We start from the raw sequence: 17136 nt of genomic DNA, 5'->3' as shown, positions 1-17136 counted from the left end.
CCGACATGACCCAGCAAAGAACCTTCAGTTTGATTCAGGCAGGACTCAGTATCCACGGGCACGTGGCCTGCGATCACGGCGTTAGCTGCTTTGGCCTGGTCGATGGCGATTTGCGTTCATCCCGAGGCTTGGTCCATATCGGTGCGGAAGGGCTGATTCGCGGCACCGTTGAAGGCGATCACGTGCTGATCGATGGCACCGTCGAGGGAGATGTGGCGGCCCGGATTTCCTTGCATATCAATGGCCGCGTGAAAGGCCGGATTGCCTATGCCGGTACCATCCGGCTTGGTAGCTCTGCAGCCCTGGAGGGGACTATCTCGCGGATTCCCGCTCTCACCTATGGCGACGGTCCGGAGGCGACAATCACAGCCGCCGCGCCGACGGCGGAGGCCGAGCCGGCGGTAAAAGTATGAGCATGCTCAAAGCAATTTTCCGGAAAGCTCGCACATAAACGGCGTCTTTCTGCCAAAACCGGTAAAGAACAAGGGCCCGACACGCAGACGCGTTGGGCCCTTTCCTTTCTCATTCGCGCAGTTCTCGCATGCTCACCATCTCTTCGATAGTAAAGAGATTTCGGACCGTGATCCACGGTCCCCGGTAGCCTGGCTCGTCAATGAAGGCCACAAGCGGCACGCGGCCGTCAATGATGCATTGAAACGTCCTGGCGCCATGCGCCGAGTCTTCGATCGCGTATTGCTTGCCGTGGCGCAATTCGAACGCGACATTGCCTTGCGGCAATCGCATGCCCGCCACCGCAGATTGCACCGGCATTGCAACAATCGGGAGCCAGTCGTCAAACGGCAAGAAATTTCCGTTGCGGACAACTGAAAACCACTCGTCGACACGCAGCGCCATGCCATGCTTCGGCAGGCGGTCGACGTCCATCACAAGAAGCTGGGGCTCCAAAGCTCGCTCTTCTGGCGTCCCATGCCGGCAACACGCGCGCCGCCTTTGGCAACGGTCCAGCCGCTCACTGCGACTGGCACCTGCCGTTGTTTCGGCTACGCGAATAGTCCGACCACATGCTTCGGATTGGGCAATGCTTGCTGACATAGGAATCCAAAAAAGAAAAGCGCCGGGGCTGGAGCCTGCTACGACCACTTCGGTATCCACCATCGGCACGTCTGTGGCTCGCTTGAGGGGTTACATGAGTTGACAGCTCAGTAGTGACTTCGTTCCGCAGATAGTGCCCCGGCCGTAGCCAGGGCTTGGGTCAAACGATGACCTCTACGCATTCACCGAAAGGTGGTGCGGCGATGCGATCCAACGGCGTGACTGAAGCCCAGAGGGCTGGATAGGCAGGCGCCGCGGCAGGGAATGGACCGTACAGGTCGGTGAGGTAGACAAGGAAAGCGGGCTCGATGCCCTCCTGCTCCAGCCATACGAATGGCGGCTTAAAGCTGGTCCCCCCGCCGCCCTTCAACGGCCGGAGATCAACCACCTCGTCACGCTCGAAGATCTGGACCTGCGTGACCCGCGTATCGCAATCGATAACGATGAGCCGGGCCGGCTGCAGGTGTTGGTGCACCGCAATAATCTCCGCCGCAAACTGCCGCTGCGTCTCGTCAAACACCGAGCCGCTGGAGTCTCTGACGAACACCGCGTCTCCGACCGCTTCCGAGTACAACGACGGCAGGTAGAGACCCAGATGCGCATAGCGACGGTTGGGCACCTTCCAGCTGTAGTCTGACCTGGCCGCCTGGGCGGCGAAGCGGTGCAGCACCGCTCGCCAATCGACGGACGGACGTAGCGCGGCTTCCACCAGGTGCTCAAGGTCGCCAGGCAACGCGCCGCGCATCTTGGCCGCTTTCGCAGCCTGATTCACAGCTACGCGCCATTCGCCCTCTACCGCCGGCCGGTCGGCGCCCGTGTATTGCCGCACCTCGCCACATCCTGTCGACGGTGGTGCTGGCTGCTGGCCACTGGCTTGCGGTGACGGTTCAGTTCCCGAGCCGCTGCCAGCCTCGGCATCCGGCTGCTGCGACGATTCTTCCTGTCGCAGCATCGCGTAGATTTCCTCCGCCGACTTGCCCAGGTATCGCCCATCCAGCAAGACGCCCTGAGGCAGCTTGAACTGGGCGTTGAGCACCAGCGGGTTCACCGCGTAGTCACACGCGCGGTTCCACCGCTCCTGATCCCGCGCCCCCATGCGCCAACAATGGCCATTGGCCACGTGGAGCACTTCGTGCGCGAGGACGCCCCGCAGCTCGAGGTCATCCAGGGACGCGACATACGCTGGGTTGTAGCCCAGGCGCACGCCATCGACCCACAGGCTCTGGCAGGCAGGATCCTCAACGAGGGCCAGACGCAGGGCCAGCGCACCGAAGAACGGTTGCGATAGCACCAGCGCCGCGCGTTGCTTCACGATTCGCGCATGCATGGCAACCTCACGCAGCAAGCAATTGCAGCATGGGCATGTCGCTCTGCTCGCGCGTCATCGCCGGCGGCGGGCCACCCATGAATGCGGCCATCTGCGCTTCGATTTCCATCGCGCGCTCAGCCACATTCAGCCGCAGCAGCGGGTCATCCTTCAGCTGCGCTCCGGTGTAGCAGGCAAGCTGGTCCTGGGTCGTGGCGAGGAGGTCCGCGAGCACGGGGTCTTCGGAGAAGTTCAGCTTCGGCAGTAGCGTGCTCAGCTCGCGCACCTTGTCGGCCACGTCAAGCCGCACGTTGCCCTCCCCGTACAGGCGGTTGGCGAAGTGTTGCACGGCCTCATACAGACGGCCGACCAGGTCATTGTTGGCCGTTTTCACAGCTCCCATGACCCGCGCATCCATCTCATCGCGGATGCCTTGCAGCACGTCGGGAGGCAGATCGATGCCGAACTGGCTAGCATCGGGGAAAGGCAGCACGGAGAAGCGGATACCGAACTTCTTGCGCAGCTCTGCCTCGGTCGGATAATCCGCCTCGTCGAAGAGACCGTTGAGCGCGACGCGCGCTTCGTCCTTCAGACGAGGATAGTCGGCCAGAAACTGTGCCTTGGCGCCGTCAAACTCGTCCCGCAGGGCACGCAGCTTCTCCGCGACCTCCATATAGACAGTTGTCGGCAGCAGACGCACGCCCAGCTGATCGTAGTCCAGTGAGTGGCTATCGAACAGCGAGCGTGCACGATTGCCGATGGCGCAGACCTCCTTGTAGGACGTTGCACCGTCGGTCAGTAGCCGCTTGTTGAAGCGACCAATGTCCTTGGCCTCGTGCTTAGCCTCCACCTCCTGCGTGGCACGGGTGTCGAAACGACGCGCGCGCCAGAGCGAGATGTTGAGGGTCGAGAGCATGACGCGAGACGTCAGATTGGTAATGTTCATGATGAATCCTCACTGGGATGTGCCGCAAAGCGGCAGCGAAAAGAAAAGGCCGACTCGGGAAGACCCGAGCCGGCCGGCAGATGTGGTGCTGTTGCAGAAATGCGGCTTTACTGGCCGCGGATGTGAGCCCCGATCGGGCCGCCCTGCGCCACGATGAATGCAGGGGTACTGGCGATCGACGCATCGCGCTCCACGGCGTCCCGCACAAGGAGCACGGCAAACTCGCCGAGCCCCGCTTCGTGGAGCCGATTCGCATAGACCATCACGCGATCGAAGTTGTTGGCGTTGGCCAGGCGCGCGAGCGCCGTGGCAATGCCGTACTGCACCGCGATATCGGTCGGGATCGGTGCGGTAGCGGGCGCCGCGAGCACGCCATCCGGAGACGGCATCTCGCGGAAGAGGCGCTTGAACGAGACAAACTCCGTTGCAGCACCCTCCCCGACCGCGCCGGCGAAGGCCACGTGCTCGAGCTCGGCAGGGACCACCTTCGACAGCTTGCCGACCATTCCCCAGCTTCGGGGGCTGGGAAGGTTCTCGATTTCGCGAGTCCTGTTCTCAGACAGCAGCAAATCGGGCTTGAAGCGTAAGAACGCGATCAGCTCCGGCGGTTGGTTCGTTGCCACCGCCCAGCGCGTCCAGTCCTCGACCGAAGTCGTCAGTTCCACGATGGTCGCGAAGCGTGACTTCAGCGGATCCAGGATGTTTGAAACGCCGGCATTGTCGACGCGGCGATTGGTCGCTGCAACGAAGGTGACATACGGCGGCAAAGCATGCTCGCCGATCCGGCGGGCCAGCAGCAGTTGCATCTTGGCGGCCTGAACGGCAGGCGTGGCCTGGCCCAGGTCGTCGATAAACCAGACCAGCGGACGCCTGGCACCCAGCGCGCGCTCCAGATCCCCGAAGGGCAGGAAGCGTGCGTGGGCGCCGTCCGATGACGGGAAGGGCAAGCCCTTCGAATCGGTCGGATCTTCGACTACGGGGTGGGAGATAAGCAGGTCGTGTCCAGCATCCATAGCGGCCCCGGCGACAATATCGCTCTTGCCGATGCCGGGAGCGCCCGTGACGAGGACCGGCAACGTGGCCGGAATGCAGGCGGCGAGCAGCTTTTGCAGTTGGGGGGGATTCAGTTCCATGGGATTCCTTACGGAGATCCCACAGGCCCGTCCGCACAGGGAGCGGTCCCTGTGGGAAGGTTCAAGAGATGGGCCGGCATGCCGGCGGTGGGTCGATGCGTCAGAGACGCGGGTAAAACTGTGTTTGGACTGATTCGGTTCAGTGCGAACACAGCTTGCGGTTGAGAAAGACTAACCTGCGACGCGATGCTCGGCGCCGGCGAAAGCTCACACTTATGCTATGTGTTTCCAGGAAAATCCCCCGGCCCGTAGGCCAGGGGTAATAGTCAAGCTGCAAGGGCGACTGGCGCGTTGGTCTGCGCGATCACTGCCTTGGCATATGCCAGCGTGCCGTCCTTGGCGCGCAGGCGTCGCGACATGCTGCGGCGCGGATCGCGGATGCGATACTCGCGCGCCCTGCCGCGCGGCACGTCGACGATCTCCGAGAAGCCCTCGGCGATGCAAAAGTCCACGTACTCGCGGCCATTGAGCACCTTCCCGGTCTCAAGCCGCCAGCTGGACGCCTCAGCACGCCTGCGCGCATCCTCGAAGTCCTGCACCGCGAGCCGGTTGGCTTTCGCGGCTGCCGCCTGCTGCTCCCAGCGTTGTTGCTCCGTCGGTGAGAAGCCGCACATCTCAAAGATGCGCTGGCGACGAACCGACGCGGTGCATTGCAGTAGGTCCACTTCGAGCTCTTCGCGCAAGGCACGCTTGGAGTCGACGTTCCAGTCCTTCGGATTGTCGAAGATGTGCAGAAGCGTGGCCACGTCCCGCTGGAGGACCGCCAGTGCAACCTTGTTGGGCCAGTCGAAGCTGGTCGACACGCGAGCATGCACTGCCCGCGTAGCAATATCATCGAAATGCCGCTGGCTGATCTCCAACACTTCGCGCTGCGCTTTCGCCTTATCCATCTTCGCATGGAACTGCCGCTGCGAGATGAGGTGATGAATTCGCGAGGCGAGCGCAGAGACGGGCGCTGCGGCCTGCCCCTCTTCCGGGCGCGCCACAGGGGTGGGCCGCGGTGCTAGTACGCCAGCCTCGTACAAGGCGTCGTCCACGTGCACATCGGTGCCGTCGGCAGGGACGCGTCGAGCGATCGCCAGGAGCTTCGGCGCGTTTTGCGGCGAGATAGCGATCTTCTCGAGTCGCAGGAGACGGCAGAGCGCCCGCAGGTGATGGGCCGGCAGCGCGCCACGCAGTGCAGGCACAGCGATCAGCGGCTGCAGCCAGTCCAGGTCGGACTGCCCGAAGCGCGGATTGTCGCGGTACGTGTTCAGCACACAATCACGAATCTTTTCGCCTCGCAAGAGCGCGTACGCGACGTGCACTTCATGACGGGCGTTCGGGATCTGAGCTGGGTCGTACAACGGCCCGTTGGTGCCATAGCCAAAACGCCGGACAAATTCGGACTGCACGTATTGCGCAATGTCGAAGGGCCCCGACTCCTCGAAGAGATCCGCTGTCTGGAACAGCGGTCCGGCCGCGCCTGGTGACAGGTCGATGGCTTCCTCCGGAAAGTAGGCCAAGCGGCCCGCCGCCAGCACGGCACCCCAGGACGCGCGGCTCATTTCCTGCGGACGCAGGATCTTTCCGCACACACGCACGATGAAGCGATCCACCTCATCGATGACCCGCGCGATAATCGAACGGGCGCTTCCGGCAGGACGAACGCCGAGCTTGCCATGCGACAGGCGCACAACGGGGATGTTACTGCCCTCCACGTGGCGCACTGCGATCTCTTCGAAGCGCGGCTGGGCCGTCTCGCTTCGGTCGTCGTTAAGCAGATGCAGCACGCCGGCGAGCGTCGTGCGAGTTTCGGCTCGCTGGCCGAGGGTAATGACGTACATGATGTGCTCCAAGACGGAGCACGCCCCTTCGGGGACGTGCCCCGAAAGGGTTGGAATGGGATGTAGCGCTAAGCGAAGGCGGCCATGCTCGGGGTCGGACGGGACCGGCTGCCGACGATGCGGGCAGCCCCCAGCTGCGACAGCAGCGCGGGACACGTAATGCGCCAGATGGCGCCGCCCTGGCCACAGCCTTCGATACCGCGGCCTGTGTCCGCGAACCTGCCGGTGGCAAGCAACGCCGCTTTCAAGTCCGCGGGGAGGTTCCAGTCGGCCGCCACGCAGAATTCGCCGGCGAGCAATGGCGCCTCCGGCAAGTTCACGCTGAGCGAGGCATAGGGCATGCCATCGTCAGCGCAGACCAGTCGCAGTGCCGGGCGCAGGTTCGAGTCATAAAGGCCGACGCGCAACAGCACGCCGGCAGGATAGCTGGCCGAGCCAGCGCCATAGACGATGTCGTCCATTGGGGGATACTCCTTTGGGAGGGAGCCGCCCCATCGGGACGACGCCCGTGTGGGTCTGGAAATGAAATCGCACCCCTTGTATGGAGTGCGTTCATGCGGTGAGCCGATTGGATCGGCGTTTTCGGCCTTGCGACGCGCAGATGGCTGGGCGTGGACGAAACGGCGCTTAGTCCTTGTGTACACGACGACCGTTTCGGTCTGCCCAGAGCAGGAAGACCGAGATGGCACCGCCGAGAATCAATACAAAAAGGCCGAGAGTCATAACTCAATCTCCTTTGGAAAGAACTGCGCCTACGAGAAATAGTACAGCGCCAACGCCGACGAGGCTAAGAACGTCGGTTAGGGCGACCAGCATCCATACATTGCTATACCCTACGTAAACGCTGGCGCCGATGAGCGCAGCGGCTGACAGCGTGTGTGCAAAGCGGCCAGACTGCTGCCGCTGATCCTTGGTTGGCGCCGTAACAGCCTTCCAAGCTTGCTCCAGTAGCCTTTGCCGATGCCGACGCGAGCGGTCAAGCTGGTAGACACCATCTTCAACCGGCTGCAGCGGATAGCGATACCCGTCCTCATGTGCGACGAGGGCATGCCCATCACATGCAGCCCTGGCTCGCTGTACATGCTCAAGCAATTGTGAGGGTAGCGTCACGAGCTCAGACATCGGCTCGAACTGCGCCTGACCGTTTATCTCCTCGCCTGCCGTCGATGTGAATGTGACCTTAATAGGAGTCGTCATGATGATCCCTCAGCTGCGCCGACCGGCAACCACGCGAAGCGTGGTCAGCAGATTGGTATAGCCATCATCGGTGGAGAGCGAAGGCAAGTGGATGGCGTTGTTGCGGCCACCGCTGAGGTCATTGCGACCGCGGCACGTCCGGTAGGACATACGAATGCCTTCGGCGCCTGGCGGATGCTGGATCTCGAGCAGCAACGATTCCGTCTGAAGCGCGAACACGGCCACCGCGCGCCGGCGTTGCCGATGCTCGCGGATCGTGTAATCGCGTGGGCGCAAGGACATGTCACCGGCAAAGCGGCGCAGCATGCGGCATGCGTCGCGACGCAGCGCCTGGCATGCTGCCGGATTGCCGGGAGCGTGGGGACGAAGAAAAGACTTGGGAAGCTTCATGGATATCCTCGAATCAGATGGGGACATCCCCTCCCTTGTCGGGACGAGTGTCCCGCAATGGGTTGGTCCGGAGTTGCCGGACAGTGGGTCGATGCGTCGATAACGCGGGTGAAAGCGACTTGCCGAACCCCGAGGGGTTGGGCAAGCCCTCTCGGGCTTGCGAATGGATAGGCCCGGATATCAGGCAATATCGAACATCTTGGTGATCGCCCTGACGGTGGCCCAAGCTTGGCGCTCGGACAGCGTCTTGCCGACCAACAGTTTCTGGGCAGTGGTGACCAGGTTGGACGCATCGCCGGTATAACCGACGCGGTCAACGAAGACCGCCCACCCTTCCGACCAGCCGCGATGCACGGAGACGGCAAGCCGTTCACGCGCACCGAACTGGGGCCACTGACGGGACGACTTCGGACCGTACAAGGCTTCGTTGTCGTCATCCATGAAGTTGGCAGCATTGAGCCATTCCGGCTCGAGCCCAGCACTGCACAGTTGACGACGGATGGCATCCGCGACTTCAAAGATGTATTTCCCTTTCGTTTCGGTGGGGATGATGGTGATAGGAGAGGCTTGTGCAACGTCGAACATGGTGAACTCCAGTTCGCGACAAAGCCCCCCGTGCGGGAGGCCCGCGAGGCAAGGGTGAAACAGATAAGGCTACGACTGGAGCCCGTTAGCGAGTCAGGCGAAGACCGCCGGCACCCGAGACAAGGTACAGCTGCTCGCCGGTGACGAACTGCTGATCGGCATCCTGGGTGACAACGATCTGCCGGCCGTTGTCCGTGCGGACAATGACCTCAACGCCATTGCGGCGGCTCAGATGGTTGGCTGCCGTCTGCACGATCACCGCGGAGACGCTGCCCGACAAGGCGCCAGCCAGATAACGACCGTTGCCGTTGCCAATGACGCGAGCGCCAAGGACCGCGCCGACAACGGCACCAAGAACGCCAGGCACGCCGGTGTTTGCGGACATCAATCCGTCGCTGTCGACAATCGTGACGGGACGGACCCGGAGGACGGTGACGGTTTCGGCACTACCACGGCGCAGCGCTTCGGAACCCCGATAGGTGTTCGGCGAAGTCGGCTGTGCAGCGCAGCCGGTGAAAATGGCGCAGCAAAGGAAAAGCAGGAAGAATCGCTTGAACATGATGGCCTCAAGAAAAATCGGCCAACATGCCCACGGGCAGGAAGGCCCGTAGGGGAGAGAAGAGATGTCCGGCTATACAACCGGAAGGGGTCGATGCGTCTGAGACGCGGTAGGTGCCGCAATGGTAGCAGGGTCGGCGCCGAATGTGGAGAGGTCCGGCTACGCCACACCGCCGAGCTCGCGAGCGAGACCATGCAGAACGGTTTCTGCAAACATCTCGCGCGAAAGCCTCGATGGCTCGCCGCCGTCTTCTGCTGCGACAAGCGACAACAAAGCGTCTACGACGTTGAGCCACGGTCCACTGCGCACGCGCACAGCATCGCCATCCGAAACGGGTGTTGCATGCTGCGCGCGCGACGCTGTCGCCTCGAAACCTGATAGATCGAACTTGGACCGCCCGTCTCTGCGCTCTTCACAGAAACACGCCAGAAGAAATTCGGCGTGGTGCTCCACCGACTGGCCATTCGCCCATGCGAGTTCCTGGATCCACGCCCGCACACTTGGTCGCAGGTGAAGTTGCAGGTAGCTACCCGCAAGCCAGTTCTGCACGTTCGGATCGTCCGCGTAGTCCGCGAACTGCCAACACCAGCTATCGCCGATTGCGTAGAGGTGCTGTTCCTTGCCGTCCACCACGGCGATCGAGGGACGAAACCATTCAACTTGCTGATTTTCGTCGAAGAGGAACGCCTGCCGGCGCTCCACGTAGACAAGGTTCGGCATGACCGCACACAGTCCGTCGCCGTCTTCGCGTGTGAACATAGGGACCGGAAAGCCGTTCCACATCGTGCCATTCCAGCAGGCGCCGACCGCGGTGTTGTCTGGCAGCCAGCTCCCGGTCACGAAGATGCGACGATAAGCGCGCAGCGTGTTTGAAGAATTGCTCATGAAGTGCTCCAAGGTAAGAGATGGAGCACGCCCGCAGGGCTAGTGCCCCAACGGGTTGATGAAGGTGGTTCGCGCCAGCGGCGCGAGTGTTACGTTCAAACGGGCCCCAGGTTAATGCAACCGGAACTCGCCGATGAAAGAAGCCATTCCCAAGGAAAGCGGGGATGGCGGGCTCAAACGGCTTGGCGCGGGGCGGGTTTCGCACGCCGCTTCGGCTCGGGGAGGTGATACCCGAATCGTTCCCAAGCCTGGGGATCCACTGGCAGCGGATTCGTGCGACCCACCGCCAGATTCACAAACGCGCCGCAGTACTGCAAGGTACCCGTGCGAAACAGCGTCCACAGCAGGTTGTACGCTTGCACCGCCATCGCCTGATTGATGACCAGCGACTGCTTGCTAAGTGCTTCGGCCATGGAGCACGACGGAGCCGTGTCCTTCTTGTCCCCCTTCGGGTCCAACAGCTCCGGAAAGAGATCGCCCACGTGAGGCAGGCGCTCAGCGGCCTTGCCGCGAACCTGGCCGAGGATGACCTGGCCACTGTCCGACTCGTTGCCGCAGTCAAGATAGTAGCCACCGATCCCCCGGCTCATCGCGCCCAGGATGGCCTTGCGAGCCTTCCGTGTGTCGACGCAGCCGACCACCATGTCGCAGGTAAAGCGATCCCGGCTACCAACGCGACAGACGCGCGCTTCCCAGCGCGTTCCCATCAGATTGTTGAGCCGGTTGACCAGCAAAGTCGCCTTGGGCTGACCGACGTCCACGGGATAGAAGCCCTGACGGCCGACATTGGTCTCGCTGACCGTATCATCATCGTAGACCGTGCACTCGATGCCACCGGGGTGGCCCAGTTCGAGCATGGCGTGATGCAGCCGCGCCAGATTGGGTAGCAAGGCGCTGCCGGTACCGCCAGCACCGACGACGACGACATTCCAGGCGCGCCGGGTCATGATCTCCGGAATACGATGCTCGATCATGCCAATACCTCCAAGGACGCCGCCGCATACCACTCTGCCGGCACCGTCTCGATGACCTCGAAGATTCCCTTGGCACAAAGCCGGAGGGCCAAAGAAGGCACAGCCGCGGCGCAGTTGCCCAACACAAACGCAAACTTCACGTCGTGCCGGTCGTCTTCATCGTCCGTGGGCGAGAAGAATGCAGGTGATCGGCCATGGGAATGGCAGTCCACCACCAGCACGTCACCGTCTGCCAACACTGGCCGGTCATACTTCAGGTGACCCGCACTGTGCTCGAGGATCTGCACCGGAACCAGCCTGAAGGCAGGGTCCTTGGTATTCCACACCACCCACGCACCCGTTTCCTTGGGATACGCGGCGCGCGCCAATTCGGCAAACTCGCCGATCAATCGTGCGGGAATGCGGCCGCACAGTAGATCCGTCTCTTCGCTCGCGTTGCCATACGGGATAGCCGTGCGATGCTGAAAACCGCCAAGCCGGCGAACGACCCTTAGCCAAGGGCGCGTGATCTCGAGGAACACGCCGTTGGCTGCGATGAGCAGCCGTTCCCCCGCCCGGGTCATGGGTTCGAGCCTGGAAAGGCGCGGAACCATGATGGACGGGAAGGATTGTTGCAGGGTCACATCGGCAGGATGCATGATCAATTGTCCAATTTGCCGGCGATCAGATCGGCCAGCGTATGTTTCATGGGGATGAAAACCTGCCTCGGGTAGTCCGGGAACTTCCCATCAAGCATGTCCTTCCAGAAGGCGTAGGCGCCGCGCTTGTACTTCACGCGCTGGCCGCCGTGGTTGGGATGGGTAAATGCCGAGTTGAAGAACCCGGATTCCCAGCCTGCAATGGAGGTGACGTCGATCTGCCTTGGCACATGTGCGCTCCCAATGCAGATCTTCCCGTTGTCCCACGTGTTGAAGTAAGGCGGCTCGTAAAGCACCGTTGCCGGCACCGGCCGCTCCTGCCCGGGCAGTGCGAAGACACGGAACCCCGTGTGCGACGCCTGGAAGACGAGGGCCGGATGCGGCACCACGGCGCTGCACTCGCCAAGCTCCATGCAGTTGAAAAAGACGCGCCGACGGTCTGCCGGACACCACCACGTCACCGCGGCGGGGCTGATCGACAGCACATTGGGCGTCAGGAATTCGCCCTTTGGCAACGAGGCCTCGGCGACCTGGCGCACCGCTTGAATCAGCGCCAGCCGATTGAGCGGCGTGCCGGCCCCGATCACGGGGCGGCCGCTGTTTCCGTCCGGCTCGATTCGATGCGCGGTGGCATACGAAAAGTCTCCGACAGCGCGGCCATAAAGCAAAATGGCCCCTTGCAGGGCCACATCATGCGACCGCGAAGCGGTCAGGATCTCGGCCATGGGGCCCTCCTATGAAGAAATGAGTGTGAGCACGCGGTCAAGCGCGCCGATGATTTGCAGCATGTCTGCCAGATCGCGGAACTGCTGGCGAATCGCGGCGGCATCGTCTGCAAGAGGAATGAAACACTGGAACATCGTGGCGTCGCCAGCGTTGTTCAGGCATTCATAGTGGTCGTCCAGGATCTCCGACACATAGTCACTGGGACGATAGGCGATGGTCGCGGCCGAATAGGCCGGCTCTGCCCATTGGGCGCCGGCGATGGCCGACTGCTCCCCCGCCCTCGCCAGCAGCAGCCGAAGGTCGGCGAGCGCCGTACAAAACTCGCCCAGCCACCCACTATGCATGCGCGCCAGAGCGCGCAAGTTGCGCGGACCCAGCTCACGCAGATGCGCGGAAGCTGCGTCGACTTGCGCATACCTTGGCAGGGTGTCGTCCGGTGCAAGCTCGGCGCGCACCACCGACGGCAGATAGCGCTCGATGTCGGCATCCTCGCCACCGAAGTTCTCCTTGAGGAACTCCCGGGCGTTCTCGTCGTCGGCCAGGGTCGCGTCGTAATCCCAGTGCCAGCGGGCGAACTGGTCCAGCAGCATGTCAGGCGTACGAACGAACAGCGACTTGCCGCACGCGGCATTGATCAGGTTCATTGCCGTGAAGAGCAACGACGGGTGTGCCGCACGCATGGCGTGCGCCCGCGCTTCCCCGATCGCATACACCTCCTCGCCGGGCAGTTCGATGGCCAGGTAGAGCGGCGCTTCCAGCCCGTCTTCCCAGCCGAACTGCATGACCTGGTCCATGGCGGCGCCGCGATCGAATAATTTCGCGCCGAACTGCAATCGCTGACACGCTGGGATTCGTTTTCCCAGCCATGCGAACATGGCCTGCGCGAAAGCATCCCCCGCACTGGTCGGGTTCAACACATCACTGGCCCGAAGGATGCCGGCCGCAAATTGCGCCAGCACCAGATCTGTAACCTCTAACTCATCGCCATAGGTGAGGCGCGCAGTGGCTGGAACAGAGCCTGGAAGCTTCGGCAGTGTCAGAAAATCATGGGCAGGTCGACGTCCGGCAGTGGAATGCTGTCGGTGTGGCGTCCATGCGGGTTGCTGTCCCGGATGGATGTCAGGAACAAACGAGCGAGGATCGAACAACATTGTTGGGTCTCCTCAGAATGTATAAAAACCGCCCTTTCGGGCGGCTCCTTGTTGATGGAGGCAAACTGACCCGTAGACAGTGCCTTCATGAGGTCAGATTTGCGCATGAGCGCCCTTTGCGCCGGCAGCGCGGACGAACGTGTAGCGCGCGACTTCCCCCTTGTGCTCCGGGCCATCCACTGCGGCAGTGGTCAGCTCGGGGTACTGGGCGGAATAGACGTCGCGCACCTGCTGGGGCGTGAACTGCGGACCGGGGTCCATCAGCGTCATGCCGTTATAGGAGAACTCGCGCGTGAGCTTCTTAACCTCGAGTGCCATGCCAGTCTCCTTTACAGCAGCGATGCGAGGTCGGTGCCGGCCGTCTTGGCCGCGCCGTCGTTCGCCGTTGCCTGCGCGCCAACACTGCCTTCCGGCTTGTCGTTGTCATCGTCCTCCTCGGACGTTTCGGATGCCGTCGGCGCCGCCGCCGTGGTCAGGGCCTTCGTGGCTTTGGTCGACTGCGAGGTCTTGGCCGCCTCCAGGATGGACCTGGTGGCCTCGACCTGCTCAGCCAGCGACTGACGCGCAGCGCTGACTCCTGCAATCGCGGCGGCGAAACCTTCATCAAGCTCCGCCGGTGTCGCCGACAGCGCCAAGGGGGTGCTCAGCGCAGCATCCGCAGCGTCCTTGACAACGGGCACGACAACGACAGACATAGTGTCGCCTTGCGTAGTGAGCGTGACGACGACCTTTTCGCTCGCGCGAACGAGCGCAGCCAATTCAGTGAACATAGTGAATCCTTGGGAAATGAATGAGGCGGAGGACGCCCTGGCGCCTCCGATTGGAAAGAAGCTTAGTAGCCGAGGACCTTGGGGACCTTGCCGGTGTAGTCGAAGCCGTCGACGGACAGAAGTCCAGCAACAACTTCAGCCTTTGATTTGCCGAACAGCTTGGCAAAGCCATCTCCCAGCACCTTGCGGATGCCAAGTTCGTCAGCCAGGACCTTCATCTCGGACTTGGTCAGCATCTCCAGGAAGTCCTGCGATTTCTGCAGGTTCCAGTGATCGCGCAGGTCGAGCTTGTGGTACCGGCACAGTTCCCGGAGGTTGTTCACCTCCATGCCGTCGATTGCCGCCACCGTCATGCCGATCGTCAGCTGCTGGCGACGGCCCGCGTCCATGGCATGGACGGCCGTGAGACAACCTTGCAGGGTCGAGGACGACTTCTGCTCGGTGAGCTTCTCGAAGAACTTGCCCATCACGTCGCCGCCAATGTTGCGCGACAGACCGTTCAGGGCGACGGCCAGCAGGTAGGCATTGGCCTGTTCAGCGTTCTGCGCAACTTCCTTGCGCAGCGCCTTGCGCCAGAGCTCGGTGCGGTACTGCTTCACCCTCTCCGACTCGCTGATCACCGTGGCCGGCTTCTCGGCAGCCGCGGACGACTTGTCGCCCTTCGTTGCCGCAGCCGTCTTGCCGGCGGTCTGCTTGACAGCAGGCGCCTTGGCCGCATCACGCTCCGCCTTGATTCGGGCCGCTACCTTCTTCTGATTGCATGCCGTGTCGAAGCACTGGCCGCTATAGACCTTGCCCATGGAATCCGGCAGACCGCTGACCGCGGCACCGAAGTTCTGGCAGGCATGGCAAGCTTTGGCCTGTTCCTCACCGACCCCGGTTGGTCCATCCACCTTCAGCTGAATGCGGGTATGGTTGTCGCCGGACCGGATGATGCGCACGATCGGATACTCTTCCTTGAGCCCGTAGACGATGCCCTCGAGCTTACGGTCGGTCTTCTCGGCGTAGCAGGCTTTGTTGGTGCAGTTGCCGGTAGCGATCGCCTCGCCAAACATCTCCGTTTGCAACGAGGAGTTGTGCGGGCACGTGGCGCAGTCGGTCTTGTCGAAGATCGCCACTTCCAGGCTGCACGCAGCCGCCTCGATCGTTTTCTTCAACTCCGACACCGCCTTCTTCTCGCTGAGGATGACCGGCAGGAGCTTGTCCTGCTTGTCCTTGGCGAGTGTGGCGAGCAACTCGGCGTGACCGAGTTGAATCTTGCGCTCATTCAGTGCCGCCTGAACATCCGGGCTGCAATTCATGAGAGCAAGGCGCTTATCCAGCGTCGCGCGGGACCAGCCCAGGAGCCTGGCGGCTTCCTCGCGATCCCCTTTGCAATGGCCGACGATCTTCGAGGCGGCAACGGCCTCTTCAGACGGCGACATGTTCGCGCGCTGGGCGTTCTCGATGAGCGCCGCTCGGTCGGCCTCGTCGTCGGTCATTACTTTGACGAGGGCGGGAATCACCCAGTCGATGCCGTGGGCCTCCACGGCACCGCGGTAGCGACGCTCGCCTGCGATGAGCTCGAACTCGAACTCGTCGTCTTCGATGGGGCGAAGCAGGATGGGCTGGTAGACACCGGAAGTCCGGATGGACTCGGTGAGTTCAGCCATTTCGACCGGATCGAAGTACATGCGCGGATTACGGCCAGTACGGATCTTGCGAAGGGCAACAGCAGATGGAAATTGCATTGTGGATTCTCCGGAGAGCAATGGGGAACCCGTTGCCGCACCGGGAACGGGTTCCCGGTGGGATGGAATGGATGGACTGGCCCGGCTAAGCGGGCGGCCACCGTACTGCAGAAGCTGGCACCTTGCGGTGCGGGGTCGATGCGTCTGGGACGCGGAAAGTGATGTGAGGATAGCCAATATTGGCTTGCGTAGCAAGATCCCGCAAAATGGTTGCTGCCACGTGGCGGCGAATAACAACCAGGCACAGACCAGGTTCGTATGGAAGGCGGCCTTGAGGAAAACGTAAAAGTTTTGGTGACAGCTGGCGGCCGCTTGCCGCGCCTACATGGCTTCTGCGCCTTACAGCACGAACATGCATTGGCACCTCAATTCTTACCATGGCGTGAAACGGCTACGACCACTCATACCGCGGCAAAACCTCTATCTCGTCGGCCGTGACATCGAAATGCAGCAACGTGATGCCAAGTGACATCGCGTATTGCATTACCTTCTCCAGGTCCTCTGGTATTGCATAGTGTCTAGCAGAAGGTGCGTAGACGTTGATGACCTCCACAAAATAGCTCGCAAAGTTGTTAGCCAAAACGGGCTCTTGTCCAAAGCAGCAAAAAGTCTCTTCCGATAGGTGGAAGGCGGAAAGCGTCAAGTAGTCGTTAACCGGCAATTTTTTCATTGTGATTCCCAATCGTAATTCAGCGGAGAGCGACGTCACGGTAGCGCTGCTCTCCAGCGACGAGCTTGAAATCGAACGCATCGTCCGTTGATAGGGCGAAGTAGGATGGGTTGGTAGACACCGGAAGCCCGGATGGACTCGGTGATTTCAGCCATTTCAACCGGACAAAGTACGTGCGCGGACTGCGAGCCGTACGGATCTTGCGAAGGGCGACAGCAGTTGGGTATAGCATTGGGGTTCTCCGAAGAGGAATGGGGAACCCGTTGCCGCACCGGGAACGTGGTTCCCGGCGGGATGGAATGGATGGACTGGCCCGGCGGCCACCGTACTGCAGAAGCTGGCACCTTGCGGTGCCGGATCGATGCGTCTGGGACGCGGAAAGTGGTAAGAGAGTATCCGAAGTCAGCCCTCCGGATCAATAGGCCCACGCTAGCCCACCCGACCTGATGATCGTAGCAACGGATTGGCTCCTGCGGTTGTTCAAAAAAAAATGCCCTCTGGAAGGGAGGGCTGGGAGCAAGTGCGAGAGGGTTTCCGTAGCGGGGGCTGCCGAAACCAGCATGGGGCGAACAGCTTTCGCTGTCGCCCAAACGCTCG

The 17136-nt window shown here is 62.0% G+C and carries 20 protein-coding genes; 1 reads left to right on the top strand and 19 read right to left on the bottom strand.

The genetic code is table 11. The annotated features are described in order from the left end of the window. Positions 1–5: 5 nt before the first annotated feature. Positions 6–413 (top strand): bactofilin family protein, encoded by a 408-nt coding sequence (locus CTP10_RS37930; protein ID WP_058698144.1) that lies wholly within the window; start codon positions 6–8, stop codon positions 411–413. Positions 414–522: 109 nt separating this feature from the next. Here the strand turns inward: CTP10_RS37930 and CTP10_RS37925 are convergent, their stop codons facing one another. From CTP10_RS37925 to CTP10_RS37835, 19 genes are all read right to left on the bottom strand, one after another. Beyond that, complete coding sequence (locus CTP10_RS37925; RefSeq protein ID WP_058698145.1) at positions 523–885, bottom strand: hypothetical protein; 363 nt, start codon at positions 883–885, stop codon at positions 523–525. Between the two features lie 328 nt (positions 886–1213). Next, positions 1214–2380, bottom strand: a complete 1167-nt coding sequence (locus tag CTP10_RS37920; RefSeq protein WP_058698250.1) for a vWA domain-containing protein — start codon at positions 2378–2380, stop codon at positions 1214–1216. Between the two features lie 7 nt (positions 2381–2387). After that, positions 2388–3305, bottom strand: a complete 918-nt coding sequence (locus CTP10_RS37915; protein WP_058698146.1) for a DUF3150 domain-containing protein — start codon at positions 3303–3305, stop codon at positions 2388–2390. A 107-nt stretch (positions 3306–3412) separates the two neighbouring features. After that, positions 3413–4438 carry an ATP-binding protein gene (locus tag CTP10_RS37910; protein WP_058698147.1) on the bottom strand — a complete coding sequence of 342 codons (1026 nt, stop codon included), beginning with the start codon at positions 4436–4438 and terminating at the stop codon, positions 3413–3415. A gap of 266 nt (positions 4439–4704) precedes the next feature. Continuing rightward, complete coding sequence (locus tag CTP10_RS37905) at positions 4705–6264, bottom strand: hypothetical protein (RefSeq protein ID WP_058698148.1); 1560 nt, start codon at positions 6262–6264, stop codon at positions 4705–4707. A gap of 68 nt (positions 6265–6332) precedes the next feature. Further along, positions 6333–6725, bottom strand: a complete 393-nt coding sequence (locus tag CTP10_RS37900) for a hypothetical protein (protein WP_058698149.1) — start codon at positions 6723–6725, stop codon at positions 6333–6335. A 265-nt stretch (positions 6726–6990) separates the two neighbouring features. Continuing rightward, complete coding sequence (locus CTP10_RS37895) at positions 6991–7461, bottom strand: hypothetical protein (protein WP_081050302.1); 471 nt, start codon at positions 7459–7461, stop codon at positions 6991–6993. A gap of 9 nt (positions 7462–7470) precedes the next feature. Then, the gene (locus CTP10_RS37890; RefSeq protein WP_058698150.1) at positions 7471–7851 is read right to left on the bottom strand and encodes a hypothetical protein; all 381 of its coding nucleotides are present in this window, start codon (positions 7849–7851) and stop codon (positions 7471–7473) included. A gap of 180 nt (positions 7852–8031) precedes the next feature. Next, the gene (locus CTP10_RS37885; RefSeq protein ID WP_058698151.1) at positions 8032–8436 is read right to left on the bottom strand and encodes a hypothetical protein; all 405 of its coding nucleotides are present in this window, start codon (positions 8434–8436) and stop codon (positions 8032–8034) included. Positions 8437–8521: 85 nt separating this feature from the next. Continuing rightward, entirely contained in the window at positions 8522–8995 is a 474-nt protein-coding gene (locus CTP10_RS37880) for a glycine zipper 2TM domain-containing protein (RefSeq protein WP_070940837.1), read from the bottom strand. Between the two features lie 159 nt (positions 8996–9154). Then, a complete protein-coding gene (locus CTP10_RS37875) occupies positions 9155–9880 on the bottom strand; it encodes a hypothetical protein (protein ID WP_116318648.1) in 726 nt (241 codons plus the stop codon). A 173-nt stretch (positions 9881–10053) separates the two neighbouring features. Further along, a complete protein-coding gene (locus CTP10_RS37870; RefSeq protein ID WP_058698153.1) occupies positions 10054–10854 on the bottom strand; it encodes a PRTRC system ThiF family protein in 801 nt (266 codons plus the stop codon). Continuing rightward, positions 10851–11492, bottom strand: a complete 642-nt coding sequence (locus CTP10_RS37865; RefSeq protein ID WP_058698154.1) for a PRTRC system protein A — start codon at positions 11490–11492, stop codon at positions 10851–10853. Before CTP10_RS37865 ends, CTP10_RS37870 begins: the two co-directional genes overlap by 4 nt. A gap of 2 nt (positions 11493–11494) precedes the next feature. After that, positions 11495–12217 (bottom strand): PRTRC system protein B, encoded by a 723-nt coding sequence (locus tag CTP10_RS37860; protein WP_058698155.1) that lies wholly within the window; start codon positions 12215–12217, stop codon positions 11495–11497. Positions 12218–12226: 9 nt separating this feature from the next. Continuing rightward, a complete protein-coding gene (locus tag CTP10_RS37855) occupies positions 12227–13369 on the bottom strand; it encodes a PRTRC system protein F (RefSeq protein WP_081050303.1) in 1143 nt (380 codons plus the stop codon). A gap of 93 nt (positions 13370–13462) precedes the next feature. Continuing rightward, entirely contained in the window at positions 13463–13687 is a 225-nt protein-coding gene (locus CTP10_RS37850) for a PRTRC system protein C (RefSeq protein WP_058698157.1), read from the bottom strand. Positions 13688–13698: 11 nt separating this feature from the next. Then, positions 13699–14139, bottom strand: coding sequence for a PRTRC system protein E (locus CTP10_RS37845; RefSeq protein ID WP_058698158.1), 441 nt, complete (start codon positions 14137–14139; stop codon positions 13699–13701). Between the two features lie 62 nt (positions 14140–14201). Then, positions 14202–15869, bottom strand: a complete 1668-nt coding sequence (locus CTP10_RS37840) for a PRTRC system ParB family protein (RefSeq protein WP_058698159.1) — start codon at positions 15867–15869, stop codon at positions 14202–14204. A 391-nt stretch (positions 15870–16260) separates the two neighbouring features. Then, positions 16261–16578, bottom strand: a complete 318-nt coding sequence (locus CTP10_RS37835; RefSeq protein WP_143010731.1) for a DUF5983 family protein — start codon at positions 16576–16578, stop codon at positions 16261–16263. Positions 16579–17136 lie beyond the last annotated feature (558 nt).

The sequence above is a fragment of the Cupriavidus sp. P-10 genome, assembly GCF_003402535.2.
Lineage (GTDB): Bacteria > Pseudomonadota > Gammaproteobacteria > Burkholderiales > Burkholderiaceae > Cupriavidus.
The sequence above is the reverse complement of the archived record's forward strand: the minus strand, read 5'-3'. Positions and strand labels throughout refer to the sequence as shown.

Bases quoted from the DNA above. Each gene is read 5' to 3' on its own strand.
- CTP10_RS37870 (WP_058698153.1), bottom strand. From the start codon at position 10,854: ATGATCGAGCATCGTATTCCGGAGATCATGACCCGGCGCGCCTGGAAT.
- CTP10_RS37855 (WP_081050303.1), bottom strand. From the start codon at position 13,369: ATGTTGTTCGATCCTCGCTCGTTTGTTCCTGACATCCATCCGGGACAG.
- CTP10_RS37865 (WP_058698154.1), bottom strand. From the start codon at position 11,492: ATGCATCCTGCCGATGTGACCCTGCAACAATCCTTCCCGTCCATCATG.
- CTP10_RS37895 (WP_081050302.1), bottom strand. From the start codon at position 7,461: ATGACGACTCCTATTAAGGTCACATTCACATCGACGGCAGGCGAGGAG.
- CTP10_RS37930 (WP_058698144.1), top strand. From the start codon at position 6: ATGACCCAGCAAAGAACCTTCAGTTTGATTCAGGCAGGACTCAGTATC.
- CTP10_RS37910 (WP_058698147.1), bottom strand. From the start codon at position 4,438: ATGGAACTGAATCCCCCCCAACTGCAAAAGCTGCTCGCCGCCTGCATT.
- CTP10_RS37860 (WP_058698155.1), bottom strand. From the start codon at position 12,217: ATGGCCGAGATCCTGACCGCTTCGCGGTCGCATGATGTGGCCCTGCAA.
- CTP10_RS37920 (WP_058698250.1), bottom strand. From the start codon at position 2,380: ATGCATGCGCGAATCGTGAAGCAACGCGCGGCGCTGGTGCTATCGCAA.
- CTP10_RS37875 (WP_116318648.1), bottom strand. From the start codon at position 9,880: ATGAGCAATTCTTCAAACACGCTGCGCGCTTATCGTCGCATCTTCGTG.
- CTP10_RS37900 (WP_058698149.1), bottom strand. From the start codon at position 6,725: ATGGACGACATCGTCTATGGCGCTGGCTCGGCCAGCTATCCTGCCGGC.
- CTP10_RS37840 (WP_058698159.1), bottom strand. From the start codon at position 15,869: ATGCAATTTCCATCTGCTGTTGCCCTTCGCAAGATCCGTACTGGCCGT.
- CTP10_RS37850 (WP_058698157.1), bottom strand. From the start codon at position 13,687: ATGGCACTCGAGGTTAAGAAGCTCACGCGCGAGTTCTCCTATAACGGC.
- CTP10_RS37845 (WP_058698158.1), bottom strand. From the start codon at position 14,139: ATGTTCACTGAATTGGCTGCGCTCGTTCGCGCGAGCGAAAAGGTCGTC.
- CTP10_RS37885 (WP_058698151.1), bottom strand. From the start codon at position 8,436: ATGTTCGACGTTGCACAAGCCTCTCCTATCACCATCATCCCCACCGAA.
- CTP10_RS37905 (WP_058698148.1), bottom strand. From the start codon at position 6,264: ATGTACGTCATTACCCTCGGCCAGCGAGCCGAAACTCGCACGACGCTC.
- CTP10_RS37880 (WP_070940837.1), bottom strand. From the start codon at position 8,995: ATGTTCAAGCGATTCTTCCTGCTTTTCCTTTGCTGCGCCATTTTCACC.
- CTP10_RS37915 (WP_058698146.1), bottom strand. From the start codon at position 3,305: ATGAACATTACCAATCTGACGTCTCGCGTCATGCTCTCGACCCTCAAC.
- CTP10_RS37890 (WP_058698150.1), bottom strand. From the start codon at position 7,851: ATGAAGCTTCCCAAGTCTTTTCTTCGTCCCCACGCTCCCGGCAATCCG.
- CTP10_RS37925 (WP_058698145.1), bottom strand. From the start codon at position 885: ATGGACGTCGACCGCCTGCCGAAGCATGGCATGGCGCTGCGTGTCGAC.